This window comes from Klebsiella sp. 141162 (genome assembly GCF_050600755.1).
In the GTDB taxonomy this organism is placed as follows: domain Bacteria; phylum Pseudomonadota; class Gammaproteobacteria; order Enterobacterales; family Enterobacteriaceae; genus Klebsiella; species Klebsiella aerogenes.
In genome coordinates this window covers 86,680-111,332 of the sequence record NZ_JAQIRI010000009.1, presented here as the reverse complement: position 1 = coordinate 111,332, position 24,653 = coordinate 86,680, and the positions used below count along the sequence as shown (strand labels likewise).

The window sequence follows — 24,653 nt, the reverse complement described above, 5'->3', positions numbered from 1 at the left end:
GGAGAACAGTATGGAGTCGGTAACTCTATCGTTACCTGAAGCTTATGACCTGGCGCTGGAGGTACTCAGCGCCAATGGATTTAGCGCCGACCACGCGGCGGCCATTGCACGTAATGTGGCCGCCGGGGAGCGCGACGGCTGCGCTTCCCACGGCCTGTGGCGGCTGTTGGGCATTGTCGATACCTTGCGTAAAGGCAAGGTATCGCCTGATGCCGAGCCGCAAATCCACGATCAGGCGCCGGCGATTGCGCGGGCGGACGCCGGCGGCGCCTTTTCGCTGCTGGCCTACGAGCGCGCGCTGCCGTTACTGCTGGAGAAGGCGCGGCACAGCGGCATTGCGGCGTTGGCGATTAACCGCTGCGTCCATTTTTCCGCGCTGTTTGCCGATATTGAGCCGTTGACCGAGGCAGGGCTGGTGGGGCTGTCCTGCACGCCAAGCCACGCCTGGGTCGCCCCGGCGGGCGGCACGCGTCCGCTGTTCGGCACCAACCCTATCGCCTTTGGCTGGCCGCGGCGGGATAAGCCGCCGTTTATTGTTGATATGGCGACCAGCGCCGCGGCGCGCGGCGAGATCCAGCTGCATCAGCGCGCCGGCAAAGCGCTACCGCAAGGGTGGGGAATCGACAGTCAGGGACAGCCGACGACCGATGCCGCGGAGGTGCTGAACGGCGCGATGTTAACTTTCGGCGGCCATAAGGGCTCGGCGCTGGCGGCAATGGTCGAGCTGCTGGCCGGGCCGCTTATCGGCGATATGACCAGCGCCGAATCGCTGGCGTGGGATAACGGCGCGGGCGGTCTCCCCTACGGCGGCGAGCTTATCCTGGCGCTGGATCCGCAGCGCTTTCTCGGCGCGCAGGCACAAGAGCAGCTGGAGCGCGCCGAAACGCTGTTCAATGCGATGCAGGATCAGGGCGCGCGGCTGCCGGGCGAGCGGCGTTTCGCCTGCCGCCAGCAGAGTGAGCGGCAGGGGGTAGTCATCAGCCGTTCATTGCATGATGAGATTTGCGCCTTGCGCCAGGGCGGGTAAGGCGCAGCCGCCACCCGGGACATCCCCCGGCTTGCGCTACGCTTAGTCGGGCTACCGAACGCCGCGGGTTGTGTAGCCCGGGTAAGGCGCGAAGCGCCGCCACCGGGACATCCCCCGGCTTGCGCTACGCTTAGCCGGGCTACCGAACGTCGCGGGTTGTGTAGCCGGGGTAAGGCGCGAAGCGCCGCCACCCGGGATATCTGTCAAAACAGCGTGTCGAGCTCGTCCAGCACGTTGTAGTCGTTATCGACCAGCAGCAACGTCTTCCACTTATCAAAGGTCAGACACGGGTGCGAGGTGCCGAACAGCAGAATATCGCCGACCTGCACATCGCTGCCCGGCGCCAGGCGCAGCATGCAGTGCTGGTCCATGATGCCGGTGCTGACGATCGACTCCGCGCGCAGCGCTAACTGGAGGCCGTTACGATAATGGGCGATCGGCTGCGGCAGCCCGGCGTCGAAAGCGCAGTCGCGCTTGCCGAAATTCACCACCGCGCGATCCGCCTCCGGCACCGATTGCACCATCGCCATCAGCTCCAGCGCTGAAGTGAGATCGCCGGCGAGATCGCAGGCAATCGGATCGCGGGCGATCAGCTCTTGTTGTGCGAGATCGTAGATCCCGCGATCGTGGGTGATATAACAGCCAGGGCGAATAACGATACGGCAGCGGCGCGGTTTTGCCGCCGCCAGCCAGATGTTGCACACCACGTCATACCAGACTGTGCCCGCGCCGGTGAGAATAAATTCGCCGTCAACCAGCGGCTCCATGCGGCAGGCAAGCGCCGCGGCCTGCTGTAACAGCGCCTCTACCTGCGGCTGCGGATCGTCGCCGTGCAGCACTCCTTCATACAATTCCAGTCCGCGTAGCCGTAACCCCGGCAGGTCGCTTACCCGCTGCGCCAGCGCCAGCGCGTCATCGACGCTACGACAGCCGCAGCGCCCGCCCGGCACGCCAAGTTCAATCAGCACATCCAGCGTTTGCCCCTGGGCGGCGAAGAACTCGGAGAGGGCGCGCACATTGGCCTCGCTATCGACGCAACAGATAAAATCCACTGCCCGATAGTGGGCTTTTAGCTGCGCGACCACCTGCATATTGGCCTTGCCGACCAGTTGATTGACCATCAGGATGCGTTGGATGCCGCTGGCCATCGCCGCGCTGGCCTGCCAGGCGCTACCCACGCCGATCCCCCACGCTCCCGCTCGCTGCTGCGCCTGAAATATCCATGGCGTCATTGTCGTTTTACCATGCGGCGCCAGCGACACGCCGCGGGCGTCGGCATAGCGCTGCATCCATGAAATATTGTTTTCCAGCGCCGACTTTTTTAACAGCGCGGCGGGCAGACAGACCTCTTCCGCCAGCAGATTAGCCGGCGCGGACATGAGGGCGGATTTGTGCGGGATGAGCGGTGCTGAATGGTATTTCATAACACTATCCTTTCAGGGTTTATAATCGGTTAGTCGCTGGGTATCATTTATAACTATTTGATAAATATATTTTTAATATAAAAATGTTATTTGTTTTGAATAAAAGTATCACAAAATGATCTGGGTTTTGCGTAGTTTTCCACTGTTTTTTGCGCTTGTAAATGGTTAACTTATCGGCATGTCGAAAGGGAGTAATTGCTATGAAAGTTGACTGGCTTTTCAAAAACGTCACGGTGATCGACGGGAGCGGCGGGCCGCAATACCGTGCCGATGTGGCGGTGAAGGGCGACCGAATAATCGCTATCGCCCCGGCGCTGGACGTCGCGGCGGAGCAGGAAATTGATGGCCAGGGGCGGGTACTGGCGCCGGGCTTTATTGATGTGCATACCCATGATGATATCAACGTTATCCGCATGCCTGAGTACTTGCCGAAGCTCAGCCAGGGGGTGACGACGGTGATCGTCGGCAACTGCGGGATTAGCGCGGCGACCGCCACTATGCGCGGCGAGGTGCCGGACCCGATGAATCTCCTTGGCGAGCAGCAGCACTTTATCTATCCCACCGTGGAGGCTTATGCCCATGCGGTTGAAGCGGCGCGGCCGTCGCTGAATGTCGGCACGTTAATCGGTCACACCGCGCTGCGCAATAACCATATGGACGATCTGTTTCGTCCGGCGAACGAGACGGAAATCGCCGGCATGCGCGTACAGCTACGCGATGCGCTGCGCCAGGGGGCATTAGGGCTCAGTACCGGGCTGGCCTACGCCAGCGCCTTCCAGTCGACCACCGAAGAGGTGATGGCGTTGGCGGAAGAGCTAGCCGCCGGGAAGGGTGTCTATACCACCCATTTACGCTCGGAGTTCGAGCCGATTCTTGAGGCGCTGGACGAAGCCTTCCGTATCGGCCGTCACGGCAACGTGCCGGTGGTGGTTTCGCACCACAAGTGCGCCGGGGCGAAAAACTGGGGGCGTACCAAAGAGACGCTGGCGTTTTTCGATGAGATGCGCCAGCAGCAGGATATCGCCTGCGACTGTTATCCCTACTCCGCCAGCTCGTCGACGCTGGATATGAAACAGGTGACCGATGAGTTTGATATCGTGATCACCTGGTCCGAAGCGCAGCCGGAGCAGGCGGGGAAAACGCTGCAGCAGATCGCCGATGAGTGGCAGGTGAGCCTGCACGAGGCCGCGGCGCGGCTGATGCCGGCGGGCGCTATCTACTACAACATGGATGAACAGGACGTACGGCGGGTGATGCGCTATCCGGTCACCATGATTGGCTCTGACGGGCTACCGAACGATCCGATGCCGCATCCGCGCCTGTGGGGCGCCTTCCCGCGGGTACTTGGTCACTATAGCCGCGACGAGCAGCTATTCCCGCTGACTACCGCGGTACACAAGATGACCGGGCTGTCGGCGGCGCGCTTCCAGCTGGCGGATCGCGGGCTGGTGAAAATTGGCTACTTCGCCGACCTGGTGCTGTTTGACCCGCAGACGGTGCGCGATGTCGCCAGTTTCTCCGACCCGAAACGCCCGGCGGACGGCATTGAGGCGGTGATGGTCAACGGCGTGATGAGCTACGGCAGTGATAAGAAAATTACCGGGCGGGCAGGGCGTTTCCTGCGCCGTCGGATGGACTAAGGAGTTGAGTATGAGTATCAAACGTTATGGCGTGGAAGGCGGTACCGGAACCGGCGGTCAGCATCTGCCGTTCGCCCGCGCGGTGGAAGCGGGCGGCTGGCTATATGTCTCCGGGCAGACGCCGATGAAAAATGGCGAAGTCGTGGAAGGCGGCATCGTCGAACAATCGCGGCTGGCGATCCAGAACTGCGTCGACATCATGAGCGAAGCAGGTTACGGCATGGCGGACGTGGTGCACGTGAAAGTGATCCTCACCGACGCGCGCTATTTTCAGTCGTTCAATAAGGTTTTTCGCGAGTTCTTTGGCGATAATCCGCCAGCGCGCATTTGCTGCGTGGCGGACCTGGTGGTGGATTGTAAAGTAGAAGTGGATGTGACCTGTTTTAACGCTGCGCGACAATAACGCCCGAAACCTAAAAATAAATCCCTCCCTTTGCGGGAGGGAGCATCAAAAAAGTGTGATATCGGCACCAGAGTGAATAAATAAATCGGTGCCACTGGGTTCGCTATGCCTTTTTTCAGGCATGGTTCCTGTTAACTCATAATATTCAGCGGCACGAATATTATTTATTACGTCTGGATGTGAGCCATGAATAATATGTCATTTATGATTTGGTTTTCCGTTTATGCCTGCGCGATGATTACCTTAGGCTGGTACGTTTCGCGCAAACAGAAAACCGGCGAAGACTTTTTACTTGGCGGCCGTTCGCTGCCGATGATCCTCACTCTCGGTTCGACGGTCGGCACCATGGTGGGCACCGGCTCCAGCGTCGGCGCCGTCGGCTTTGGCTACAGCAACGGCTGGGCCGGGATGCTTTACGGCCTCGGCGGCGCGGTGGGGATTCTGCTGGTGGCATGGTTATTCGCTCCGGTACGTAAACTTCGCTTCATGACCATGAGTGAAGAAATGTCGTATTACACCGGCGGCAGTAAAATAATTAAAAACCTCGTCGCGATACTTATTTTTATTGCCTCTATCGGCTGGCTGGGAGCGCATATATTAGGTGGCGGATTATATCTGGCGTGGGCCAGCGGCATTGATATTAATGTCGCGAAAATTATTATCGCGCTGGCTTTTGTGGTTTATGTCGGTATTGGCGGCTATTCCGCGGTGGTGTGGATCGATACTATTCAATCGATCGTGCTGTTCGTCGGCTTTATTTTAATGGCGGTACTCGCAGTCCATCACGTTGGCGGCTGGAGCCATATTCAGCAGGCCGTCGATCCGGCGGCGCAAAGCCTGTTCGCGGTCGATAAATTAGGCGTGCTGCCGGCGCTATCGCTGGCGATGGTGATCGGCGTCGGCGTGCTGGCGACCCCTTCTTATCGCCAGCGTATTTACTCGGCGAAGACCGTCTCTTCGGTACGTCAGTCCTTCACGATTACCGGCCTGCTGTATTTGGGATTTTCCTTCCTGCCGGCGATCATCGGTATGGCGGTATGGACCATGAACCCGCAGTTGGAGAACAGCGGCTTCGCCTTCTTGTTTGCCACCCAGGTGCTGCCGCCGGTGCTGGCGATGGCGATCCTGATTGCCGGCATGTCGGCCAATATGTCTTCCGGCAGCTCTGATGCCATCGCCGCGGTGTCCATTATGCTGCGCGACCTCTACACCCTGGTGACCGGCCATATGCCCGCGCCGGAGAAAGCGATTCGCCTGTCGCGGATCTTCCTGGTTCTGGTGATTGCGCTGGCGCTGCTGTTTGCCCTGACCTCCAACGACATCATCAGCTATATCACCAAAATGATCTCGATGATTATGTCCGGGATGTTTATCTGCACCATGCTTGGCCGTTTCTGGACACGCTTTAACTGGCAGGGCGCGGTCGCTGCGCTGGCCGGCGGCGCCGGGGCATCGGTTGCGGTGCTGGTGGATAGCGACTGGCTGGCGTTCTGGGGCAACCCGTGTATTCCGGCGGTACTGACGAGCCTGGTGGCTTCGGTTGTGGTGACGTTAGTGACCCCGGCCAGCAGCCTGAGCCGCGAGCAGGCGCTGGAAATGATTACCCACGAACGTGAAAGCCGCCCAACGCCGCCGCCGCTGCCAATTGGCAAACGTCATACCTCACGCGGGTAAGGGGCCATCATGAACGAGTATATTGCCGTCGATTGGGGCTCTACGCAGCTGCGGGCATGGCGGATGCGCGATGGCGAATGCATCGACAAGCTGAAGCTGCCTTACGGCATCACGCGCCTGAACGGGCAGCGCGCCGAAGCGGTTTTTCAGCAGCAGCTGGCGCCATGGCGCGGCGACCCCGCGCTGCCGGTGGTGATGGCGGGCATGATCGGTAGCGATGCTGGTTGGCAACCGGTGGCTTATCTGGCCTGCCCGCTGGCGCTGGAGGCGCTCAACGGTCAGTTACATGAGGTGGCGGAAAAAGTGTGGATCGTGCCGGGGCTGAAAGTAGCGCAGGCCGCAGAGTACGACGTGATGCGCGGCGAGGAGACCCAGCTGCTGGGGGCCTGGCAACGGATGCCCGCGGAGTGTTACGTGATGCCCGGCACCCACTGCAAATGGGTGCAGGTGCAGAACGGCGTGGTGCGCCAGTTCGCCACCGCGATGACCGGCGAACTGCATCACCTGTTGCTTAACCATTCGCTGCTCGGCCAGCAACTGCCGGCACAACAACCTGATGACGCCGCTTTCGCCCTCGGTATGGAAAAAGGGCTAAATCAGCCGGCGCTGCTGGACGGGTTATTCAGCGCTCGCGCCGCGCGGGTGTTAGGGGCGCTGGCGGCAACTTCGGTGAGCGATTATCTCTCCGGGCTGTTGATTGGCGCGGAAGTGGCGACCTTTAGCGAACGCTACCGCGCCAGCCGCGTGGTGCTGGTTGGTGAGCACTCGCTCAGCGCACGTTATCAGCAGGCGATGGCGGCACGCGGATTGGCCGTTTCTTGTTGTTCCGGCGAGGCGGCGTTTCTTTCGGGTATGGCGAGGATGATAGATGGACAAGGTTAAACTGGTGGCGATTTTACGCGGTATTCAACCCGATGAGGCGGCGGAGCATATCGCCGCGCTAATCGATGCGGGTTTTCGCTATATTGAAATTCCGCTTAACTCGCCGGACTGGCAGCAGAGTATTCCAGCGATGGTGCGCCAGTTTGGCGAGCGGGCGGTGATTGGCGCAGGGACGGTGCTGAAGGTTGAACAGGTTGATTTTCTGGCTGAAGCCGGGGCGAAGCTTATCGTGACGCCCAATACGGCCCCGGCGGTGATCCGCCGCGCGGTAGATAAGGGGATGCTGGTGTGCGCCGGCTGCGCGACGGCCTCCGAGGCGTTTAGCGCGCTGGATGCCGGGGCGCAATGGCTGAAAATCTTTCCGTCATCGGCATTCGGCCCGGACTATATCCGCGCGCTGAAAGCGGTGTTGCCGCCGGAGGTGCCGGTGCTGGCGGTCGGCGGCGTGACGCCGGAAAATCTGCACAGCTGGCGTCAGGCGGGCTGCGCGGGGGCGGGATTAGGCAGCGATCTCTACCGCGCCGGGCAGCCGTTGGCGCGTACCCGCCAGCAGGCGCAACGCTTTATCGCCGCCTGCGGCGATTAATCGCCGAGCGGCAGTCGGTCGACGCCGTCACGGTGGTCGTCGAGCGCCAGCTTAATGCGGCGCAGACGGTCTTTCGCCTGCGGTTTATTGGCCATCGCCAGCTCGGTGGCCAACACATCTACCATCGCCAGCATCGCATAGCGTGAAGCGCTGGGCTTAAAGATATAGTCGTTTTCGCTCACCAGTAGCGGCAGCACGATATCGGCCTGCGCCGCCAGCGGCGTTTCCGGCGGGGTAATGGCAACAATTTTCGCCCCGTATTGCCGGGCGATGGCGGCGCTTTCGATCATCTCTTTGGTATAGCCGCCGAGCGACAGCACAATCACCACATCTTTCGCCGTTACCGCTGAACTCATCATGCGCACCAGCAGGCCATCGCTCTGGCTGACTACCGGTAACCCGAGGCGGAACAAGCGATACTGGATCTCCTGCGCGCAGATGGTCGAACCGCCGCCCATACCCAGCGCAAGCACCTGACGGGCGTCGCTAATCCATTCCACCGCGCGTTTCAGCGCCGCAAGATCCAGCGCCCGGCGGTTGGTTTCCAGCACGCTGATGATCGACTCATAAATTCCCTGTACGCCTTCCAGATCCGGCACATCGAGAATAAAGCGCTGACCAATGGCCAGCGACTGGGCGAGCTTCATTTTCAGTTCGCGCACGTCTTTACAGCCCAGCGCACGCGCAAAGCGCGTCACCGATGCCTGGCTGGTGTCGGTCAGGCGCGCCAGTTCGGCAATCGGCATTTCCGCCGCGGCGGCGACGTCGTCGAGAATAAACTGCGCAATGCGCTTTTCGGTCGCGGTCAGCGCCATAAAGCGGTCGGTGATGCAGGAGATGATATCGATCGAGTAGGCCATTCCGGGTATCAGGTTATGTATTGGGAATGGTACTTTGTACCATATACCGGTGACAAAATCAGCGCGGCGCCTCTCGCGGCGTTAAAAATCAAGGCGCATCGCGCAGCGGGTTTCCGCCGTCAGGCCGTGCTCTGCTTCCAGCGCGCGTTTCGCCGCCAGCCCTTCGGGTAGGTGCAGTTCATTGAGGATGGTGAAGCCCAGCCGGGTATAAAAGGGCGCGTTCCACGGCACCTCGCGAAAGGTGGTGAGCGTCACCGCCGGGAAGCCGTCGCGGCGGGCGGTGTCGATAGTTTGGCTAAGCAAGGCGCGGCCAATGCCCTGGCCCTGCCACTGCTGATGGACGGAGATTTCTACAATAAATAGCGCATCGTTCAGCGGCTCGCTCAGCAGGAAACCGACGGGCCTGTCGTCAGCGAGCGCCAGTAGACTGTGGCCGGTTTCCAGGTATTGCCGGTGCTGTTCAACGCTCATCACCGGGCTTTCCGCCAGCCAGGCGAAAGCGGGAATGCGCGCAAAGGACTGTGCCGCCGAACGTTCCAGCGCGGGCAGCAGCGGCAGATCGCGTTCTTCGGTCAGGCGAAAAGTGATGGTGGGGTTTATAGTGTTAGTTTTCATTGCCTCAGCATAGCAGCCTCAGGGAGAAATGCATGGAGTTCACCGCCGTTCCTGCCGTCCAGTTTAGCGGCGCGCAGTTGACTACGATTTTGAATGACTGCTTTGCCGATTATCTGGTGCCGGTGTCGATGTCGGTAGATCTGTTTGTACAGCGCTTTAGCGCAGAAGGGTTAAACCTGTTGCAGTCTAAAGTGTGGTTGGCAGGAGATGAACCGGCCGCTATCGGGCTCATCGCCCGCCGCGGGCGCGATGCGCGGCTGGCGGCTTTTGCTATTCATCCCGGCTTTCGCGGCAAAGGACGAGGGCGACAATTGATGACTTCGCTTATCGCCGATTTACGCGCTCAGGGCGTACAGCGAATGTGGCTGGAAGTGATCCGCGATAATCACCGGGCGGTGGCGCTGTATCAGTCATTGGGTTTTACCGTGCGTCACGGGCTGTGCGGCTATCTCAGCGCGGCGCAAGCGGACCCGCGTGAGTCCACCCTGGAGGATTACGATTTGCTGAGCCTGCTGCGTCATGCAAGCGTAGAGCTGGAAGGACAACTGCCGTGGCTGCTGGATCCGCTGACCTTTATTACCTTGCCCTGTCGGGCGTTGACGCTGCAGCAGCAGGCCTTCGCCGTGCTGGCAATCACCGCCAGCAAGCCGCAGCTACAGTTTTTATGGCTGACGCCTGCGGCGCGCGGACGCGGGCTGGGGCGAGAAATGCTGCTCGCGCTGGCTCAACAGTTTCCTGGACTAAGCACTTCGGTGACCATCCCGGAAACCTTCACGCCGCTGTTTAAATCGGCGGGCTATGCGCCGCTGACGCTGCAGCAGTACGAGATGTGCCTACCGTTGAACTAGCCCGGCGGCGGAGCCGGGCTACGGGTATTAGCCTTCGCGTCTGACGATTTTAATATCCACCATGCCAATGCCTAACTGGCGCGGCGCGTGACCGACAATGTTGCCTTCGTTGGTGGACTGCGGTTCCGGCGGAGTGATAGTTAAGGTGTTGCTGCGCGCCGGATTGTCGAAATGCAGCGTTGTGGTGGTCACTTCATTGGCTAAAGTAAGTACTTGCTCACTTTTCCCGACGCGTACCGGTATCTGCTGGTTGGCGTTCGGGCCGAAGGCTTTGGCGGTGATCACCAGGTCGAATTTTTCCGGCAGTGGCTCTTTGTACTCAATCTTCACTTCGTCTCCGAGCTGAGCGTTGGACCAGCGTCCCCATAGCTCAGGTCGCGAGATGCCGCTGAACTGTTTAACTTCTTCCGGCGCGCCGGCGACGTTAAACACGAAACTGTCGGCTTTGTAGCGAATATCGTTATCGACAATTTTCAACGTATCGACGTTGCCTTTATAGCGCTCCATATCGATGACGGTATCTTTGAAGGCGGTTTTGCCCTGCCACTGCGGCTTATCGACATGCTGTACTTTTTGTTCGCCGCCCAGTTGACCCTGAGAGACGCACCAGTCGGTGGACAGCGCCAGTTCCGGCCGCCACAGTTGGCCCATCTTGTAGCAGCGGTCGACCCATACGAAGTTGTCGCGCGGGGCGAAGTCCGCCAGCTGAAAGCGCAGCGGCGCCGAGTATTCGCTTTCCGGAATCGGTTCGACGCGCTGATCCGAGACCCGCAGCAGCAGCGGCAGACGGAAGTGGCTACCGGAGAATGCGATCATGTTCTTCTGCGAGTCGATACTGAAGCTCTTAATCTCCTTCGGGAAATTCCACAGACGAATGACATCCGGCTTCCAGGCCAGCACTTTCTCTTTCATATTCATGAAAATGGTTGAAAGCGATTCGGCGGAAAGGCTGCTGCGGCCGAGGCCGATATAGTTATCGCCGCCGAGAATATCCAGCACCGTTGCGCCGTTATCCATGGTATTACGCTTCACGGCCAGCACATCCTGTTGAGGCTGGTCGCCGCGCAGGATAAAGAACAGATTGCTGCGATCCTGTTTGTTCAGATAATCCCAGGCGCTGTTTTTCATCGCCAGATGATCGGACGAGACCACGATGACCGTATTTTTGAAGTACGGCGAGGCCTTAATCTTTTCAATCAGCGCGGCGATGTGCTCCTGGCTACAGGCCACGGCGCTGAAGGAGAGGTTCTTTTTGCCATCCATGTCATAGCGTTTGCGCTCGCAGGTGCGCGAGATAAAGCCGTCAGGGTGGTGGGTATCGACGGTGAGGGCGAACAGCGAGAAGCGTTTGCCGGATTGGGAGAGCTCTTCGAACTTTTTCCACGTTTCGTCGAGCACGGTGTCGTCGTAGAAGCCCCAGTCGTTGCGGTAGGAGGGGTCGGCCACCGTTGTTTTCAGCTCTTCCGCGCCGAACAAGTGATCGAAACCGTGAGATTTGAGGAAAACGTCTTTACCGGCAAAACGCAGGTTGGCGCCCTGCACAAAGTAGTTTTCGTAACCGGAGTTTTTCAGGATATCGCCAAGGCAGATATTTTGCGGGAAGAAGCTGGATACCGCCGCGGAAGCGTTGCCTTCGAACGGCGCGAACAGCGGAATACCGCACTGGGAAGCGACCATACCGGCGATGGTGTAATCGGTGCCGGGAAGCTGCGCGGTGTTGCTGAAATCCAGCCCTTCGCTTTTGATTTTACCCAGTTCCGGCGTCAGCTCCGGGAAAGCCTCGTTATTGAAGTAGGTGCGTTCCAGGCTCTCGCCGTAGATATAGACCAGATTCAGATGCGGATTGTTGATGCTTTTCGACGGCTCTTTGTAGTAAGCCGTGAAGTCCGGATCGCCGTCGCGGGACTGCGATTTCACGAGTTCGGTGATTTGGCGGAACGCCGGGCTGGCGTCGACGGAGGCCAGCGCCAGTACCAGCGCAATCAGGCTGTAGCCAAAGTGATGCGGATGATGGCGGCGACGGCGTAATATCCAGCCGAGAGCGCCAAATACGGCGACCAGCGCCAGCACCAGACCGATACCTGGCAGAATATATTTACTGACGCCCGCGCCGGTCAGGCTGTTGGTCAGGGTATAAAGTACCGCGTCGTTAATACCGTCGCCGGTGAAGTAGTCGCTGGCGTAGAGGGTGATATTGAGCACAACAAACAGCCCCAGCACCGCAAGAGTGGCAGAAAACCACCAGGTATTGCGACCGGCTTTCCAGGCATAGATCACCACCGAGGCGAGAAACAAGGCGATGGATAACAACTCTGACACAGCTAACCCTCATGTGCGCCAGCGGCGGGCTGGCCGGATAGATCGATTTTCACGCTACACTGTAATGGCAGCGTCTTTCTGCTGCAATTGTAGTGTCATGAAAGTGTGCTGTGATTCAGAATTGGTTTAGAAAGCGTCTTTTTTGTACGATGTCTCATCCTGTCATAGCGCGGAAAACAGGAGCAGAAAAGTAAAAATAGCGATTGCGGCCGCGCTGGCAACGCTAAAGCGCCAAACGCGGCATCGGCGGGGAAATTTAAGACAGGAAATTAACGCCCTGTTTCAGCACCAGGTCACAGGCCTTGGTCTTCACTTTTTCAGCCAGCGGGCTGCTGCCGAGGGTGTTGAGATTCAACTGCTGGCCGTTATTGCTGCTCAGCAATCCCTGTAGCCCTTCCAGATAACCGGTATCTTGTTTCTGTTTCTCCGGCGTGCTCAGGCCAAGCTTATCCAGTACCTGGTTTTTCACGTTGTCGGCGTTGGTGACCGAGGTCAGTTTTTTTTGCGCGCAGTAAGAGAGAACGCCGGCGGCATTGTTCATGCTGCTGGAGGTGAGCGCCTGGTTGCCGCCGTTGAGCAGGCTGGTTAAGGACGACATCGACATACCGCCGCCGCTCTGTTGGGAACTGCTGCTGCTGAGCTGGCTGGCGGCGCTATTGAGTGAGTCCTGCCAGGAGGCGGCGTAGGTGGGGGCCGCCATCACCGCGCCGGCTGCGATAGCGGCGCAAAAAGCTGTCTGCAAAGATTTCATAAACGTACTCTTCGTCGTTACTTAAGAATCTCTTCAGTATAACGCCGCTTGAGCTCGGAAATCTCTCAATACTCTTTACCGGTAACGCGATCGCGGTAGCTATCCCAGGTGAAGTTCACCCACAGGCTATTGCCGAGGCGCATGCGATCCATGACGCGTTCGCCGAGCAGTTTGTTCATTTCGTCCATCGTACTGTTGGTCAGCATGCCGGTTGGACGTTTCGAGGAGGAGCGACGATCGACAATCTGGTTGATGATCACTTTCTCGTAGCGCGATTCCGTTTGCATACCGATTTCGTCGATAACCAGCAGATCGACCCGGCTCAGGTCGCTTAGCAGTTGCTCTTCGCTGGTTTCCCGATTACCGAAGGTATCTTTCATTGCCGACATAATATCGGCGACGGTGATGATTAATACCGATTTACCGCGCAGCAGCAGCTCGTTGCAGATAGCGGCGGCAAGATGATTTTTACCGGTGCCCGGCTTGCCGGAGAAAATAAAGCTCGCGATGTTGCCGTCAAACTCTTCAACGTACTGACGAGCGCGGGACAGGGCGATCATCTGCCCGTCGTTTTCGACGCGGTAATTATCGAATGAACAATTTTGATGTAAGGGGCGGATCCCGGAGCGGTTAAAGGTGCGCTGCATTTTCATCGCCCGGTTTTCCCGCTCCAGCGCCTCCGAACGCAGCTTGCCTTGTTCTTTTTGCCAGGCCAACAGCTCTTCGCCGGTTTTAAACGCCGGTTGCACGTGGGCTGGCATCATTTTTTGCAGGCGCTTCATAAGATCGCCAACGTTTTTCATGCTCATCCTCGGAAACCTCGCGGGATCTGGTTATCGGGTTCGCTAATGGTGTTTACGTCGCGCTTCGGCTGCCCGCCGTTGCTGGCGCGGCCAATTTGCACGCTACGCGCCAGCTTTTGCTGCCACTGCACGTGGTGGAAAACTTTGCCTTCCGCCTGCCAGTAGGCGACGAAGGCGGCCAGTTCTTCCGGGGTGACCGGCTGCGTCAGGGCGATGCCCCATAACGCCGCCAGACGTTGAAAATCGGCATCCGGCTGCCAGCCGGCATACATGGCGAATTTACCCATCGGCACGGCGACGGGCGCGGCGCTCGGCTCGTCAAAGAACTGCGCATCCAGCGCGATATCGCTGGTGGGGCGCGCCAGTTTCGCTTCCAGCTCCAGCAGCTGCGCCAGGCGCTCCGGCGTCAGCGCGTAAAACGCCGGGGCGTTATTGGCAAACACGGCGACGGCGCCGCTGGCTGATTTTTGCAGCCTGGCCGCGTGGTTCTCGACGAAATCGTCAAGACCGCAAAAGTCGGTGGTTAAAATTCGTGAAGACATAACGCTATCTCAACTCTGAACAGCAAAGAGTGGGGGAATTGCTGACATAGTAGCATAGTGCGAGGCCAGGAAGCAGCGCTGCCGGTTACACGCGCGGGCGTTTGCGGTACAGCCACAGCCCAGGGATAGAAAGCCCGATAGAGAGCGCCCCGACGATGGAGGAGGCTTTTAAAAAATTGCTCAGCAGCATAATCATCATCTCCTCGGAATAACCAAAATGGCTGATTTTGACGGCCGAGATCATCGCCGTATAGGCCGAAATACCCGGAAACATTGGGATCACCGCGGCGACGGTAAATATCTTCGGATGCGCCAGATACCAGCGCGACCACTGAATGCCGATACTGCCGACCAGTAACGCGGCGAGAAAGGTGGCCCATTCAATATTGAAGCCTGCGCTCATCATTACCATCCGCGAGCCGTGGCCGATAGCGCCCAGTAATGCGCACCAGCGCAGCGCGCGCTGTGGGACGTTGAACACCATCGCAAAGCCGACTGCAGGGATGGCCGCCAGCGCCATATCCTGCGCCAGGTCGAAAAGAAAAGAGATTATGCCCATCCTCGTAGCCCCCACACGGTCATTGCCATCACCACCCCGATACAGGTCGCCAGCGTCAGCAGGCTGGCGATCGCCCAGCGGGCCAGCCCGGTATTGATATGGCCCTTGAACATATCGGCGACGGCGTTAATTAACGGAAAGCCGGGAACCAGCAACAGCACGCTGGCGGCCATGGCGATAGTCGGCGTGTCGCTAAATGCCGGCAGGCGCAGCATTAGCCCGGAAATCGTGGTGGCGACGAAGGCGGTAATGCAGAAATTAATCTGCGGATGCATGGAGCGATGGGTCAGCAACTGGCGAATATACATGGCGACGGTGCTGGCAAAGAAGGTGACCACCGCGCCATCCCAACCGCCGTTGTTCAATTTACAAAAGCAGGCGCAGGAAAGGCCAACCATCAACACCAGCAGCCAACGCGGGTAGCGTAGGGGTTTAATTTGCGCGAAGCGCTTCTCGACGTCTTTATAATCCAGCAGCTTATGTTCGGCCATGATCACGATATGCTGTACCTCCGTCACCACGTGCATGTTAATTCCGCGATCGCTGTTTTTGCGCGTGGACGTCAGGCATTCACCATCTTTAATCGTCGTTAGCACAATCGCGTTAGAAGAGATGGCGCTCTCAACGCTATCCATGCCTAATGCCCGCCCAAGGCGGGTAGAAAGCTCTTCCACCAGCGCGCTTTCCGCGCCGTGCTGGAGTAAATAAAGGGCACACTGAATACACAGCCGGGTGATGGCGCGCTGTTCTGATTTATCTACCTGCATAAGTACCTGCTGTCCGCGTCTCTATTGATACTTTTACCTGAACTCCACCCCGTTGTGCGGCGTGCGGGATCAAACAATGTGCAAAAATTGCTCCATCAATGGCGTTGGCTGAAATTTGAACCGCGCCACACTTTCGTCACTTCGTTGGAAAGTGCAATTTTTACCGCCATTCATCCCTTCTTTTTCCCGTTTGAGTTATCAAAAATGCATCTGTGAACTTTTAATAAACAAAAAACAAACAAATAATTAACTTTCGAGAGCGAGTACCCTATGAGAACACAGGTTGCCATTATTGGCGCGGGCCCGTCGGGGCTGCTGTTGGGCCAACTGCTGCATAATGCTGGTATTCATACCGTTATCCTTGAGCGTCAGAGTGCGGAATATGTGCTGGGGCGCATCCGCGCCGGGATACTGGAAAATGGTACCGTCGAGCTACTGCGCGAAGCAGGGGTGGCAAAGCGAATGGACGCGGAAGGGCTGGTTCATCATGGCGTAGAGTTTTTATTTGAAGGCCAACGAGTGCCGGTACCGCTCAGCGAGTTGACCGGCGGTAAAAGCGTGATGGTCTATGGTCAGACCGAAGTTACCCGTGACCTGATGGCGGCAAGACGCGACAGCGGCGCGCCGATTATTTATGGCGTTAGCGAGGTTGCACTCGAAGATGTTAAAAGCGATCGGCCGGCAGTCTCATACGTAAGCGGCGGCGAAAAATGTCGCCTGGAGTGCGATTTTATTGCAGGTTGCGATGGCTTCCACGGCGTTTCGCGGCAAAGCATTCCACGTGACATTCTCAAAGAGTATGAAAGCGTGTGGCCGTTTGGTTGGTTAGGTTTGCTGGCGGATACGCCGCCGGTGAATCCGGAACTGATTTACGCCCATCATGAACGCGGGTTTGTATTGTGTAGTCAGCGCTCACTCACCCGCAGCCGCTATTACCTGCAGGTACCGCTAAGCGATAGCGTCTCGGCGTGGTCTGATGAACGCTTCTGGGATGAGCTAAAACGCCGTCTGCCGGAGGATCTGGCAAATAAGTTAGTGACTGGTCACTCACTTGAGAAAAGTATTGCGCCGCTGCGCAGTTACGTCGTTGAGCCGATGCAGTACGGCAGACTGTTTCTGGTCGGCGATGCCGCGCATATCGTGCCGCCAACCGGCGCAAAGGGGCTGAATCTGGCGGCGTCGGATGTCAATTATTTATGGCGGATCCTGCGCGAATATTATCACCATGGCCGCGAGGACCTGATCGCCAGCTATTCACGCTTTGCTCTCGATCGCGTGTGGAAAGGAGAAAGATTCAGCTGGTTTATGACTCGCCTGTTGCACGACTTTCCTGAACAGAATGAATTCGATAAAAAAATGCAGGCCGCCGACCGCCGCTACTATCTGGGTTCTCGCGCTGGGCTAACGACCATTGCCGAAAACTATGTGGGGTTGCCGATGGAGCGCGTCACGTAACGACAAACGAAAACTGGAGAGACCATGTTAACCGCGAACACGATTCCCGTTTTTACCTTGTATGGCGAAGAGCGCGGTTGGCCGACGCCGGATCTGCTGCATTGCGAATCCATTTTGCAGCGCAGCAGCCTTTATGAGTGGCATATCCGCGTACATCAACATGCCGAAATGGTACAGCTGTTATATCTGCATAAGGGGCGTGCTGAAATTGAAATTGAAGGCGTCACCAGGGTGATGACCGAAGCCTGTATTCAGGTCGTGCCGGCATTATGCATCCACGGCTTTCGTTTCTCGCCCGGTACCCAAGGGTTTGTCCTGTCGCTGTCGCAGCCGTTGCTGAGCCGCTTTGAAAACCAGTTTGGGCGTACGCTTGATGTGCTATCGCAGCCGCAGTGCGTGGCGGTGAAACGCTCCCGCGGCCATATTCGTTCACTGTTTACCGCCTTGCGTGAAGAGTATTGCGAGGAGCATGATGCGCGCGAAATGATGCTGCATTCGCTGCTGGGAGCACTATTGGTATGGTTAAATCGCCAGTGCCAGCCGACACCAATGACAGAGGACAAAGCAGAGCGTAAGCGCAGCGTCATGCGGCATTTTTCACGTCTGATTGAAAGCCACTATCGGGAACATCTGCCGCTGGCTGAATATGCAAGGCTAGTGGGGCTCTCCACAACGCATTTAAATTATTTGTGTCGTGAATTTCATGGCTGCAGCGCATTAGGCGTATTACATCAACGTTTAATGTTAGAAGCACGGCGTAACCTACAATATACCAGCATGACTATCACCCAACTTTCTGATTATTTAGGATTTACTGATGCTGCTTATTTTTCGAGATTCTTTAGGCGCTATAGCGGGATCTCACCGAAAGCATTTAGGAAAGAAATTAAATAAGTTATTTATTTAATTTTAAAGGTAATTTTACTAATGAGGGTTTTAATTTTTTCTAATTTATTGATGACATCATTTTGTGTTAGGGTAAATCGCTGGTGAGAGTAATGCTAATATATCTCTCATGGTTATGGAATGAAGTTCAGGGCATACGTCATGCCCGCCAGGGACGATAAAGATTCAATTGGCAAATAATATTATTGTAGCCATTAATCCATTACTTATTTGGGTTTGAATCTTTGACAGGAGGTGGAGGTTTTATGTTGCCAGGACAAGGTAAGTTTGGCGTCATCATTAGTAGAATACCGGTTATGCAATCGGGTTTGAACGCTATTTTAAGGGAGCATCTCCCTGATTACGATTTGAGTTTCTGTGCTTCACAGGATGAACTCACGCTACTTCAGCTTCGGCGCGCCGTGCTGGTCCTCGTCGACTTCTCCGGTCACATTGAACACCCGCGAGATATTTGTGAGCATTATTATTCATTAATGAATCAATACCGGGACATTCACTGGATCTTTATGGTTGGTCACTCCTGCTTTCCACTGGCAGTTGAGTTTTTGATGCGGCCGGAAAGCTCTCTGATTTCTGATAGCGAGCCGGTTAAACGTTTCATCGAGGTCATCCGTGCTGGTAAAGCTTCTGCCGAAAGAATTAGTCAGACACTTTTTTCACCCGAGATGGACAACTTAGGTGATGATGCTAGTGATACGGTCATCTTAACCTTTTCAGAGCGTAAAGTTTTGCGGCTACTGGCAAAAGGGTGGGGAATTAACCAAATTGCTGCCTTGCTGAAAAAAAGCAATAAAACGATAAGCGCGCAGAAAAATAGCGCCATGCGCCGACTGTCGTTACGCAGTAATGCAGAAATGTATGCCTGGATCAATAGCGCTCAAGGAATGAAGGAACTGAATCTGTATTCAGCCTATGGAGATAACACGGAATGGAAAAAAATCTCACAACACGATGTGTCGCTATCGTAGAAAAATGCGCAATGACTGAAATGGCGCTTCGTTATATTTTAGATAACGAAGCAGGTAAAAAATATAGCATTCATTTTTATAAAAATACTCAGGCCTTAAAGCGTGAATTCGCTTCCAAAAACTTTATCGCCGTTATCTTTTCCCTTTCCGGTAGTCGACGTATTCGTCTGGAAAGCCTGCTTTTTTTACATGAAATAGCGCAAACACGCCCCGAAATACAGCGAATTGTACTGGCGGATAATACTGCGGAAATGCGTCTGATCAGTCATCTGACACCTTCAAGCCCGCAAACTATTTTGAATAAATCATCTTGTCTTACTCGTTTGCAGGAGCGTTTACTGCAGCTGATCGAGCAGGCGCCGCTGGATAAAGAAAGCATTCTGGAGCGTAGCAATAGCTCCTGCGGGCAAATTCTTAGCCCGACGGAGCATACGATACTTCGTTATATGACCTATGGTTATTCGTTGCCCGAAATCGCTACCCAGCTTGATAGAAATATCAAAACTATTCGCGCACATAAATTTAACGCGATGACCAAACTGGGCGTTAACTCTGATATTGGCCTGCTCAGCGCGGCGGACATTCTGCTGTGTCTGCCGGCGAATAACGACGATGGGCAGGGAATGTGCCTGGCGCAATAATTGGCAATTTACAGACAGACGTCAACCCAGTCGGCTTCTGTGAGTTGTGCCATGCGCTCAGGCGAAATTCGTACCGCGCTATGAATGGCACCTGCTGCCGGTAGAACTTCGGCATACTGCTTGAGTGAAACATCACAATAGACCGGCAGAGGGTTTTCCAGGCCAAATGGACAGACGCCGCCGACGGGGTGGCCGGTTAGCGTAACAACTTCATCACTGCTGAGCATCCGCGCTTTTGCGCCGAAGGCGTCTTTCAGCTTCTTGTTATCAAGGCGAGCATCGCCTTTAGCGACGATCAATATAACCCGATCTTTTACCTTTAAAGATAAAGTCTTAGCGATTTGCCCCGGCTCGACACGATGCGCGGCGGCGGCAAGCGCAACGGTCGCCGTACTTTGATTCAACTCGATGATTTCAATATCGGGGGCATGTTCAGCAAAAAACTGCCTCACGGACTGCAGACTCATGGGGTTCTCCTGGTAGTTATCCGCTTAAATCTGTCACAAGGCCGGAAATCTGTAAATATTGTCGATGGATAATCAGGAATTATTCCGATTTCTGGATCTTCTTCACAATCGCCGCAACCGGTTACTGTAACCGGTTGCAGGATCGCGCTCGTCGATGAATACTGACAGGGTAACTCCCTGTTCCAAAGATAACTAACAGCCGCGCATGAGATGTTCCTGCTGACAATATGGCGACCTGACATCCCGGTCAGCCACAGTCCGTAGGCAGTTAATTTCAGCATAGCGGCAAGATTACCGTTGTTGGGCCTGTTTCGATAGCCTGTCAGGAGGGCTGCTATGTCTGCAAACCATGCTGCGTTTAATCTGATATTTCGCTTTGTAGAGAACTATATAAGTCCCGTTGCCGGGCGCATTTCTTCGCAGCGCCACGTCATGGCTATTCGTGACGGATTTATCTCGGCCATGCCGTTTATGATCGTAGGTTCCTTTCTCTTAGTCTTCGCTTATCCGCCTTTTTCACCGGATACCACCTGGGGCTTCGCCCGTGCCTGGTTGGATTTAGCCAAAGAGTTCGAAGGACGCATTCTGACGCCTTTTGATATGACCATGGGCATCATGTCCATTTATATCTGCGCGGCAATTTCCTACAATCTGGGCAAACATTATGAAAAGGCGCACCAGCTCGATCCTTTCATGTGCGCCATGCTGTCGATCATGGCGTTCCTGCTGATCGCTGCGCCAAAAACCAATGGTAATCTGCCGGTTGATAGTTTGGGAGGCACCGGGATCTTTACCGCGATCCTGGTGGCGATTTACTGTGTAGAGATGATGCGTTTCTTAAAGGCGCACAACATCGGGATCCGTCTGCCGGATCAGGTGCCGCCGATGATCAAAAACTCATTTGATCTGTTGATCCCAGTTCTGGTGGTGGTACTGACGCTTTATCCGCTGAGCTTGTTTATCCAACATCATTTCGACATGCTGATCCCGCAGGCAATCATGGCTATCTTTAAGCCATTGGTCTCTGCCGCAGATTCATTACCGGCTATTTTACTGGCGGTTTTGATTGGCCACCTGCTATGGTTTGCCGGGATTCACGGGGCGGCGATAGTCTCCGGTATGCTGCAGATGTTCTGGCTCACTAATCTGGGGATGAACCAGCAAGCACTGGCGCAGGGCGCACCGCTGCCGCATATTTTTATGGAAGCGTTCTGGACGTTCTTTATTGTCGTTGGCGGTTCCGGCGCCACGATGGGGCTGGTGTTCTGTTATTTGCGCAGTCGTTCTGCGCATTTGCGCTCGATAGGTCGTTTAAGCGTGGTGCCAAGCCTGTTTAACATTAACGAACCGGTTATCTTCGGCACGCCCATCGTCATGAACCCGGTATTCTTTATTCCGTTCCTGTTGGCGCCGATGGTTAACGCAGTCATTGCCTGGGCGGCCATGAAGTTAGATCTGATCGGCCGTGTTATCTCCGTTGTGCCGTGGACGGCGCCGGCGCCGATTGGCGGCGCATGGGCTTTGGGATGGGATTTCCGTGCGGCGATCCTGGTCGTTATTCTCGCTTGCGTGTCGGCTATCATCTACTTCCCGTTCTTTAAGGTGTACGAAAAGCAGCTGCTGGCACAGGAAGCTGAAGAGGCGCAGCGCGCGGCGCAGGAGAACGAGCAGACCGCGTAAAATAACAACGGGCGGCATATTGCCGCCCGTCAGATGATTACTTTAACGTGCAGTCGCCGCATTGCTGAACGTCCGGCAGGCGATAACGCTGACAGCAAGTTCGGCGTACCAGTAGACCTTCACGCAAGACCACCGTTCGCCACAGCGGGTTATCCTCGCCACTGGTCTGCTGCTTTGCAAAAAAACAGTGTTGACGTAACGCGTTCACCCGCTCGTCGCCAAGCAGATTTTTCATTTCACCGAGATACCAGTTAATCAGATAGCCGGTATTGCTCCAGATAAGCTTACCGTTAATGTCGCCGGTCGCTTCCAGCGCTTCCACCACCGGTTTCAGCGCTTTATTGACCAACATATCCATACGCGCTTGTGCGGAAAGCGTCAACGCATCATGGTTGGCATGCACGTCAATCCAGAAGCAGGCCGCGCGTCCGCTTTCATGGAATTCAACGCGGAAATGCTCCGGTTCAAGGCTAATAGCCTGTTCTTCAGTGAGTAACGCCAGCATCAGCGGCGGCACCAGCAGGCCGATATACCACTGCGCCCACAGTGAAAGCAGGGGTTTTTGTTCGCGTGGCTGGCTGGGTTGGTGACGGTAAATATGGTCGGAATAGGTAGCCAGCAGCGAAGTAAGGGTAGTAGGTTGCGACCATTGCGCGAGGGTTAGGGCACGCGGCGGCGCTTCTTCATCCAGACGCAGGAAATCCAGCAGATGCGGGCGTACCGCCGCGATCTTTTCCCGTACCGCATTCGCCAATGCATGCTCGACGGGCGCAAGCGGCGCACGCCAGATGATTTCATCGCTGAAGGAGAAGGTACGGTAAGCCATCAGATTTCCAGATACAAATCTAAATGATAATGATTGCTGATACTAGTTGTTCGTTGCAGGGAGCGCAAGCGATTTGTCAGCGCCGCATATCCCTCGCGGCGGGCTGGAGGGGTTAGTTGACGAGAATGATATTACGCCCCTGGTTTTTGGCTTCATATAGCGCGCTATCGGCGCGTTTTATCGCACTGTCGATATCGCTATTCACCAACGGAGTCATACCGATACTGATGGTGACATTGGTGGCGACGCTTTCATTAAAACGGTGTGCGATTTTTAAATCGTAAACCCGCTGGCGAATACGCTCTGCTGTCTGGAATGCGGTTTCCGCCGTGCTACTGGTCAGTACCACCATAAACTCTTCACCGCCAAAGCGAGCAACGATATCGCGTGAGCGCACGGAATTACGAATCGCCGCCGATACCTGAATTAGCGCCTGGTCGCCCATCATATGGCCATAGTTATCGTTGTAGGCTTTGAAGTGATCAATATCCAACAGCAGGATGAAATGTTCGCGCGAATCCACTGTCAGGATGTTATCCAGCCGGTTTTGCAGGCCACGACGGTTATACAGGCCGGTCAATGGATCAAGCATACTGAGATCGTTCAGGGTGTTACGCTCTTGCAGCAGTTTATCCATTAGCCCTTGGGTAAAATTATCGCTGCGCTTTTGCATAATGTTCTGCAACGTAATTCCGGCAACCGGCAGGACAAAGCAGTAAAACATCCGCATCCATTGTTCTCCGCCAGCCAGCGCCAGACACACAATAAAAGTGGGTAGGGAATGTAGAGTAAAGGCAATGATATTGTTAGAAAAAGCGATAGTTCCAATAAACAGAATGCTTAATAAGGCGATAACCAGGAAGTTAAAATGCGGTGGCGGTAACAATGAGGCTTTTATTACGATGTGCCAGGCCCATAGCATGCCAAATAACAGAGAAATAACAGGAATATTTATTTTCTGTTGTGGGAATTTCCAATTCCATAACAAGAGGCCCAGGCTGGCCGCGCATATCAGCGCACACGGTAGCGTGACGGTGACAATGGTAAACAGCGGGCTGAGCAGCGACAGAGCGGCAGAAACACAATTAAGTAATAAAAAAAGTCGTAAGGAATACTGATATTTTTGCTCGTAATGAGCCCGCCAGGTTTGTGCAGTCATATTGGTACTATCATTATTAGTAGTTAAGTTTCAAGATGATGGCTGCCAAAGGGGAAAAATATAAAACAACACGTAATATAAGGCTATCTGCGCAAATGATCAGACAATTTAATATATAGATTTAATTTGCTTAATTTATCATCTCAATGAATGTATGTCATTACTCCTGAGTGCAAGAGTAATAAAAGTTAAACGGCTCGGCATGACAAATGATAAAAATTATCATATGATATTGGTTATCATTATCGTTGTGAGAGGCGAAACCATGTTGCAGCGAGCTTTAGGGAGTGGTTGGGGAATTCTGCTGCCGGGCGTACTGGTGATGGCGTTAGGCATAATTGGCCTGCCGGTAGAAGCCTGGCGCGTGATGATTGCTCTGGGATTACTACTATCGGCGGCAATGATCTGGCACCGTCAGTTGCGTCATTTCGTACTGTTGCCGTCAAGCGTAGCGCTGATCGGTGGAATGATGCTGATAATGTTGAATTTGAAGCTGATGGGATAAAACAGAGAAGGGTAAGAATATTGGTGCGAGGGGGGGGACTTGAACCCCCACGTCCGTAAGGACACTAACACCTGAAGCTAGCGCGTCTACCAATTCCGCCACCTTCGCACAGTATTCTTAATCTGATATCGCCTCGTTGGTGCGAGGGGGGGGACTTGAACCCCCACGTCCGTAAGAACACTAACACCTGAAGCTAGCGCGTCTACCAATTCCGCCACCTTCGCACAGTGCGAGCGATATCAACGTGGATTATGGTGCGAGGGGGGGGACTTGAACCCCCACGTCCGTAAGGACACTAACACCTGAAGCTAGCGCGTCTACCAATTCCGCCACCTTCGCATACCAT

Annotated in this window: 26 protein-coding genes and 3 tRNA genes; 13 read left to right on the top strand and 16 right to left on the bottom strand. The window is 55.4% G+C overall.

Going from position 1 to position 24,653, the window contains the following annotated elements:
* Nucleotides 1–10 precede the first annotated feature (10 nt).
* Nucleotides 11–1,027: an Ldh family oxidoreductase gene (locus PGR23_RS20395; RefSeq protein ID WP_047078025.1), complete on the top strand. Its 1,017-nt coding sequence runs from the start codon at nt 11–13 to the stop codon at nt 1,025–1,027.
* Between the two features lie 203 nt (nt 1,028–1,230).
* Here the strand turns inward: PGR23_RS20395 and PGR23_RS20390 are convergent, their stop codons facing one another.
* Together PGR23_RS20390 and PGR23_RS20385 are read right to left on the bottom strand one after the other, a co-directional pair.
* A complete protein-coding gene (locus PGR23_RS20390; protein WP_396279952.1) occupies nt 1,231–2,451 on the bottom strand; it encodes an amino acid deaminase in 1,221 nt (406 codons plus the stop codon).
* 43 nt (nt 2,452–2,494) lie between these two features.
* Nucleotides 2,495–2,674, bottom strand: coding sequence for a hypothetical protein (locus tag PGR23_RS20385; RefSeq protein WP_042929906.1), 180 nt, complete (start codon nt 2,672–2,674; stop codon nt 2,495–2,497).
* Here PGR23_RS20385 and PGR23_RS20380 point away from each other — a divergent pair.
* The 5 genes from PGR23_RS20380 (at nt 2,652) to PGR23_RS20360 (ending at nt 7,636) form a co-directional block, all read left to right on the top strand.
* Complete coding sequence (locus tag PGR23_RS20380) at nt 2,652–4,091, top strand: N-acyl-D-amino-acid deacylase family protein (RefSeq protein ID WP_047078023.1); 1,440 nt, start codon at nt 2,652–2,654, stop codon at nt 4,089–4,091. The genes PGR23_RS20385 and PGR23_RS20380 overlap by 23 nt on opposite strands.
* Nucleotides 4,092–4,101: 10 nt before the next feature.
* Nucleotides 4,102–4,494 carry a RidA family protein gene (locus PGR23_RS20375; RefSeq protein ID WP_047043872.1) on the top strand — a complete coding sequence of 131 codons (393 nt, stop codon included), beginning with the start codon at nt 4,102–4,104 and terminating at the stop codon, nt 4,492–4,494.
* Nucleotides 4,495–4,680: 186 nt separating this feature from the next.
* Nucleotides 4,681–6,168 (top strand): sodium:solute symporter family protein, encoded by a 1,488-nt coding sequence (locus PGR23_RS20370; RefSeq protein WP_047043874.1) that lies wholly within the window; start codon nt 4,681–4,683, stop codon nt 6,166–6,168.
* A 9-nt stretch (nt 6,169–6,177) separates the two neighbouring features.
* Nucleotides 6,178–7,050 carry a 2-dehydro-3-deoxygalactonokinase gene (locus PGR23_RS20365; RefSeq protein ID WP_396279951.1) on the top strand — a complete coding sequence of 291 codons (873 nt, stop codon included), beginning with the start codon at nt 6,178–6,180 and terminating at the stop codon, nt 7,048–7,050.
* Complete coding sequence (locus tag PGR23_RS20360; protein ID WP_047043878.1) at nt 7,037–7,636, top strand: 2-dehydro-3-deoxy-6-phosphogalactonate aldolase; 600 nt, start codon at nt 7,037–7,039, stop codon at nt 7,634–7,636. Before PGR23_RS20365 ends, PGR23_RS20360 begins: the two co-directional genes overlap by 14 nt.
* Here the strand turns inward: PGR23_RS20360 and PGR23_RS20355 are convergent.
* Entirely contained in the window at nt 7,633–8,496 is an 864-nt protein-coding gene (locus PGR23_RS20355) for a MurR/RpiR family transcriptional regulator (protein WP_015368411.1), read from the bottom strand. The genes PGR23_RS20360 and PGR23_RS20355 overlap by 4 nt on opposite strands.
* A gap of 81 nt (nt 8,497–8,577) precedes the next feature.
* Nucleotides 8,578–9,111, bottom strand: coding sequence for a GNAT family N-acetyltransferase (locus PGR23_RS20350; protein ID WP_396279949.1), 534 nt, complete (start codon nt 9,109–9,111; stop codon nt 8,578–8,580).
* Between the two features lie 32 nt (nt 9,112–9,143).
* Between PGR23_RS20350 and PGR23_RS20345 the strand changes: the two genes are divergently transcribed.
* Nucleotides 9,144–9,959, top strand: a complete 816-nt coding sequence (locus PGR23_RS20345) for a GNAT family N-acetyltransferase (RefSeq protein ID WP_396279948.1) — start codon at nt 9,144–9,146, stop codon at nt 9,957–9,959.
* A gap of 27 nt (nt 9,960–9,986) precedes the next feature.
* Here PGR23_RS20345 and opgB read toward each other — a convergent pair whose 3' ends face one another.
* The 6 genes from opgB to PGR23_RS20315 form a co-directional block, all read right to left on the bottom strand.
* Entirely contained in the window at nt 9,987–12,278 is a 2,292-nt protein-coding gene (opgB, locus tag PGR23_RS20340) for a phosphatidylglycerol--membrane-oligosaccharide glycerophosphotransferase (RefSeq protein WP_396279947.1), read from the bottom strand.
* Between the two features lie 256 nt (nt 12,279–12,534).
* The gene (locus PGR23_RS20335; protein WP_316423468.1) at nt 12,535–13,029 is read right to left on the bottom strand and encodes a DUF2501 domain-containing protein; all 495 of its coding nucleotides are present in this window, start codon (nt 13,027–13,029) and stop codon (nt 12,535–12,537) included.
* 65 nt (nt 13,030–13,094) lie between these two features.
* Nucleotides 13,095–13,832, bottom strand: a complete 738-nt coding sequence (gene dnaC / locus PGR23_RS20330) for a DNA replication protein DnaC (protein WP_026612409.1) — start codon at nt 13,830–13,832, stop codon at nt 13,095–13,097.
* A 2-nt stretch (nt 13,833–13,834) separates the two neighbouring features.
* Nucleotides 13,835–14,374 (bottom strand): primosomal protein DnaT, encoded by a 540-nt coding sequence (gene dnaT, locus PGR23_RS20325; protein WP_047043888.1) that lies wholly within the window; start codon nt 14,372–14,374, stop codon nt 13,835–13,837.
* 85 nt (nt 14,375–14,459) lie between these two features.
* Nucleotides 14,460–14,933 carry a threonine/serine exporter gene (locus PGR23_RS20320; protein WP_045395512.1) on the bottom strand — a complete coding sequence of 158 codons (474 nt, stop codon included), beginning with the start codon at nt 14,931–14,933 and terminating at the stop codon, nt 14,460–14,462.
* Nucleotides 14,924–15,700: a threonine/serine ThrE exporter family protein gene (locus PGR23_RS20315; RefSeq protein ID WP_047043890.1), complete on the bottom strand. Its 777-nt coding sequence runs from the start codon at nt 15,698–15,700 to the stop codon at nt 14,924–14,926. Before PGR23_RS20315 ends, PGR23_RS20320 begins: the two co-directional genes overlap by 10 nt.
* A gap of 270 nt (nt 15,701–15,970) precedes the next feature.
* Here PGR23_RS20315 and pobA point away from each other — a divergent pair, with 270 nt between their 5' ends.
* The 4 genes from pobA (at nt 15,971) to bglJ (ending at nt 19,670) form a co-directional block, all read left to right on the top strand.
* Nucleotides 15,971–17,155: a 4-hydroxybenzoate 3-monooxygenase gene (gene pobA, locus PGR23_RS20310; protein ID WP_045395516.1), complete on the top strand. Its 1,185-nt coding sequence runs from the start codon at nt 15,971–15,973 to the stop codon at nt 17,153–17,155.
* 24 nt (nt 17,156–17,179) lie between these two features.
* The gene (locus PGR23_RS20305) at nt 17,180–18,049 is read left to right on the top strand and encodes a helix-turn-helix domain-containing protein (RefSeq protein WP_045395518.1); all 870 of its coding nucleotides are present in this window, start codon (nt 17,180–17,182) and stop codon (nt 18,047–18,049) included.
* Between the two features lie 257 nt (nt 18,050–18,306).
* On the top strand, nt 18,307–19,029 hold the full coding sequence (locus PGR23_RS20300) for a helix-turn-helix domain-containing protein (RefSeq protein ID WP_396279945.1): 723 nt from the start codon (nt 18,307–18,309) through the stop codon (nt 19,027–19,029).
* A complete protein-coding gene (gene bglJ / locus PGR23_RS20295; protein WP_045395522.1) occupies nt 18,990–19,670 on the top strand; it encodes a DNA-binding transcriptional activator BglJ in 681 nt (226 codons plus the stop codon). Before PGR23_RS20300 ends, bglJ begins: the two co-directional genes overlap by 40 nt.
* A gap of 8 nt (nt 19,671–19,678) precedes the next feature.
* Here bglJ and PGR23_RS20290 read toward each other — a convergent pair whose 3' ends face one another.
* The gene (locus PGR23_RS20290; protein WP_045395524.1) at nt 19,679–20,137 is read right to left on the bottom strand and encodes a YbaK/EbsC family protein; all 459 of its coding nucleotides are present in this window, start codon (nt 20,135–20,137) and stop codon (nt 19,679–19,681) included.
* Between the two features lie 336 nt (nt 20,138–20,473).
* Between PGR23_RS20290 and PGR23_RS20285 the strand changes: the two genes are divergently transcribed.
* Nucleotides 20,474–21,817, top strand: coding sequence for a PTS sugar transporter subunit IIC (locus PGR23_RS20285; protein ID WP_045395526.1), 1,344 nt, complete (start codon nt 20,474–20,476; stop codon nt 21,815–21,817).
* A gap of 37 nt (nt 21,818–21,854) precedes the next feature.
* Here the strand turns inward: PGR23_RS20285 and fhuF are convergent, their stop codons facing one another.
* Nucleotides 21,855–22,643: a siderophore-iron reductase FhuF gene (fhuF, locus tag PGR23_RS20280; RefSeq protein WP_045395528.1), complete on the bottom strand. Its 789-nt coding sequence runs from the start codon at nt 22,641–22,643 to the stop codon at nt 21,855–21,857.
* Between the two features lie 112 nt (nt 22,644–22,755).
* Nucleotides 22,756–23,802, bottom strand: a complete 1,047-nt coding sequence (locus PGR23_RS20275) for a GGDEF domain-containing protein (protein ID WP_396279944.1) — start codon at nt 23,800–23,802, stop codon at nt 22,756–22,758.
* Nucleotides 23,803–24,067: 265 nt separating this feature from the next.
* On the opposite strand from PGR23_RS20275, the gene PGR23_RS20270 reads away from it, so the two are divergent.
* Nucleotides 24,068–24,307 carry a DUF1435 domain-containing protein gene (locus tag PGR23_RS20270; protein WP_045395533.1) on the top strand — a complete coding sequence of 80 codons (240 nt, stop codon included), beginning with the start codon at nt 24,068–24,070 and terminating at the stop codon, nt 24,305–24,307.
* A gap of 21 nt (nt 24,308–24,328) precedes the next feature.
* On the opposite strand, the gene PGR23_RS20265 is transcribed toward PGR23_RS20270, so the two are convergent.
* The 3 genes from PGR23_RS20265 to PGR23_RS20255 form a co-directional block, all read right to left on the bottom strand.
* Nucleotides 24,329–24,415: transfer RNA gene (locus PGR23_RS20265), tRNA-Leu, on the bottom strand.
* Nucleotides 24,416–24,444: 29 nt separating this feature from the next.
* Nucleotides 24,445–24,531, bottom strand: a tRNA-Leu gene (locus PGR23_RS20260).
* Between the two features lie 28 nt (nt 24,532–24,559).
* Nucleotides 24,560–24,646, bottom strand: a tRNA-Leu gene (locus PGR23_RS20255).
* Nucleotides 24,647–24,653 lie beyond the last annotated feature (7 nt).

What these genes read in the sequence shown, in the direction of transcription:
- PGR23_RS20395 (WP_047078025.1), top strand. Translation starts at nt 11, where the DNA reads ATGGAGTCGGTAACTCTATCGTTACCTGAAGCTTATGACCTGGCGCTG.
- PGR23_RS20390 (WP_396279952.1), bottom strand. Translation starts at nt 2,451, where the DNA reads ATGAAATACCATTCAGCACCGCTCATCCCGCACAAATCCGCCCTCATG.
- PGR23_RS20380 (WP_047078023.1), top strand. Translation starts at nt 2,652, where the DNA reads ATGAAAGTTGACTGGCTTTTCAAAAACGTCACGGTGATCGACGGGAGC.
- PGR23_RS20375 (WP_047043872.1), top strand. Translation starts at nt 4,102, where the DNA reads ATGAGTATCAAACGTTATGGCGTGGAAGGCGGTACCGGAACCGGCGGT.
- PGR23_RS20370 (WP_047043874.1), top strand. Translation starts at nt 4,681, where the DNA reads ATGAATAATATGTCATTTATGATTTGGTTTTCCGTTTATGCCTGCGCG.
- PGR23_RS20365 (WP_396279951.1), top strand. Translation starts at nt 6,178, where the DNA reads ATGAACGAGTATATTGCCGTCGATTGGGGCTCTACGCAGCTGCGGGCA.
- PGR23_RS20360 (WP_047043878.1), top strand. Translation starts at nt 7,037, where the DNA reads ATGGACAAGGTTAAACTGGTGGCGATTTTACGCGGTATTCAACCCGAT.
- PGR23_RS20355 (WP_015368411.1), bottom strand. Translation starts at nt 8,496, where the DNA reads ATGGCCTACTCGATCGATATCATCTCCTGCATCACCGACCGCTTTATG.
- PGR23_RS20350 (WP_396279949.1), bottom strand. Translation starts at nt 9,111, where the DNA reads ATGAAAACTAACACTATAAACCCCACCATCACTTTTCGCCTGACCGAA.
- PGR23_RS20345 (WP_396279948.1), top strand. Translation starts at nt 9,144, where the DNA reads ATGGAGTTCACCGCCGTTCCTGCCGTCCAGTTTAGCGGCGCGCAGTTG.
- PGR23_RS20335 (WP_316423468.1), bottom strand. Translation starts at nt 13,029, where the DNA reads ATGAAATCTTTGCAGACAGCTTTTTGCGCCGCTATCGCAGCCGGCGCG.
- dnaC (WP_026612409.1), bottom strand. Translation starts at nt 13,832, where the DNA reads ATGAAAAACGTTGGCGATCTTATGAAGCGCCTGCAAAAAATGATGCCA.
- dnaT (WP_047043888.1), bottom strand. Translation starts at nt 14,374, where the DNA reads ATGTCTTCACGAATTTTAACCACCGACTTTTGCGGTCTTGACGATTTC.
- PGR23_RS20320 (WP_045395512.1), bottom strand. Translation starts at nt 14,933, where the DNA reads ATGGGCATAATCTCTTTTCTTTTCGACCTGGCGCAGGATATGGCGCTG.
- PGR23_RS20315 (WP_047043890.1), bottom strand. Translation starts at nt 15,700, where the DNA reads ATGCAGGTAGATAAATCAGAACAGCGCGCCATCACCCGGCTGTGTATT.
- pobA (WP_045395516.1), top strand. Translation starts at nt 15,971, where the DNA reads ATGAGAACACAGGTTGCCATTATTGGCGCGGGCCCGTCGGGGCTGCTG.
- PGR23_RS20305 (WP_045395518.1), top strand. Translation starts at nt 17,180, where the DNA reads ATGTTAACCGCGAACACGATTCCCGTTTTTACCTTGTATGGCGAAGAG.
- PGR23_RS20300 (WP_396279945.1), top strand. Translation starts at nt 18,307, where the DNA reads ATGTTGCCAGGACAAGGTAAGTTTGGCGTCATCATTAGTAGAATACCG.
- bglJ (WP_045395522.1), top strand. Translation starts at nt 18,990, where the DNA reads ATGGAAAAAAATCTCACAACACGATGTGTCGCTATCGTAGAAAAATGC.
- PGR23_RS20290 (WP_045395524.1), bottom strand. Translation starts at nt 20,137, where the DNA reads ATGAGTCTGCAGTCCGTGAGGCAGTTTTTTGCTGAACATGCCCCCGAT.
- PGR23_RS20285 (WP_045395526.1), top strand. Translation starts at nt 20,474, where the DNA reads ATGTCTGCAAACCATGCTGCGTTTAATCTGATATTTCGCTTTGTAGAG.
- fhuF (WP_045395528.1), bottom strand. Translation starts at nt 22,643, where the DNA reads ATGGCTTACCGTACCTTCTCCTTCAGCGATGAAATCATCTGGCGTGCG.
- PGR23_RS20275 (WP_396279944.1), bottom strand. Translation starts at nt 23,802, where the DNA reads ATGACTGCACAAACCTGGCGGGCTCATTACGAGCAAAAATATCAGTAT.
- PGR23_RS20270 (WP_045395533.1), top strand. Translation starts at nt 24,068, where the DNA reads ATGTTGCAGCGAGCTTTAGGGAGTGGTTGGGGAATTCTGCTGCCGGGC.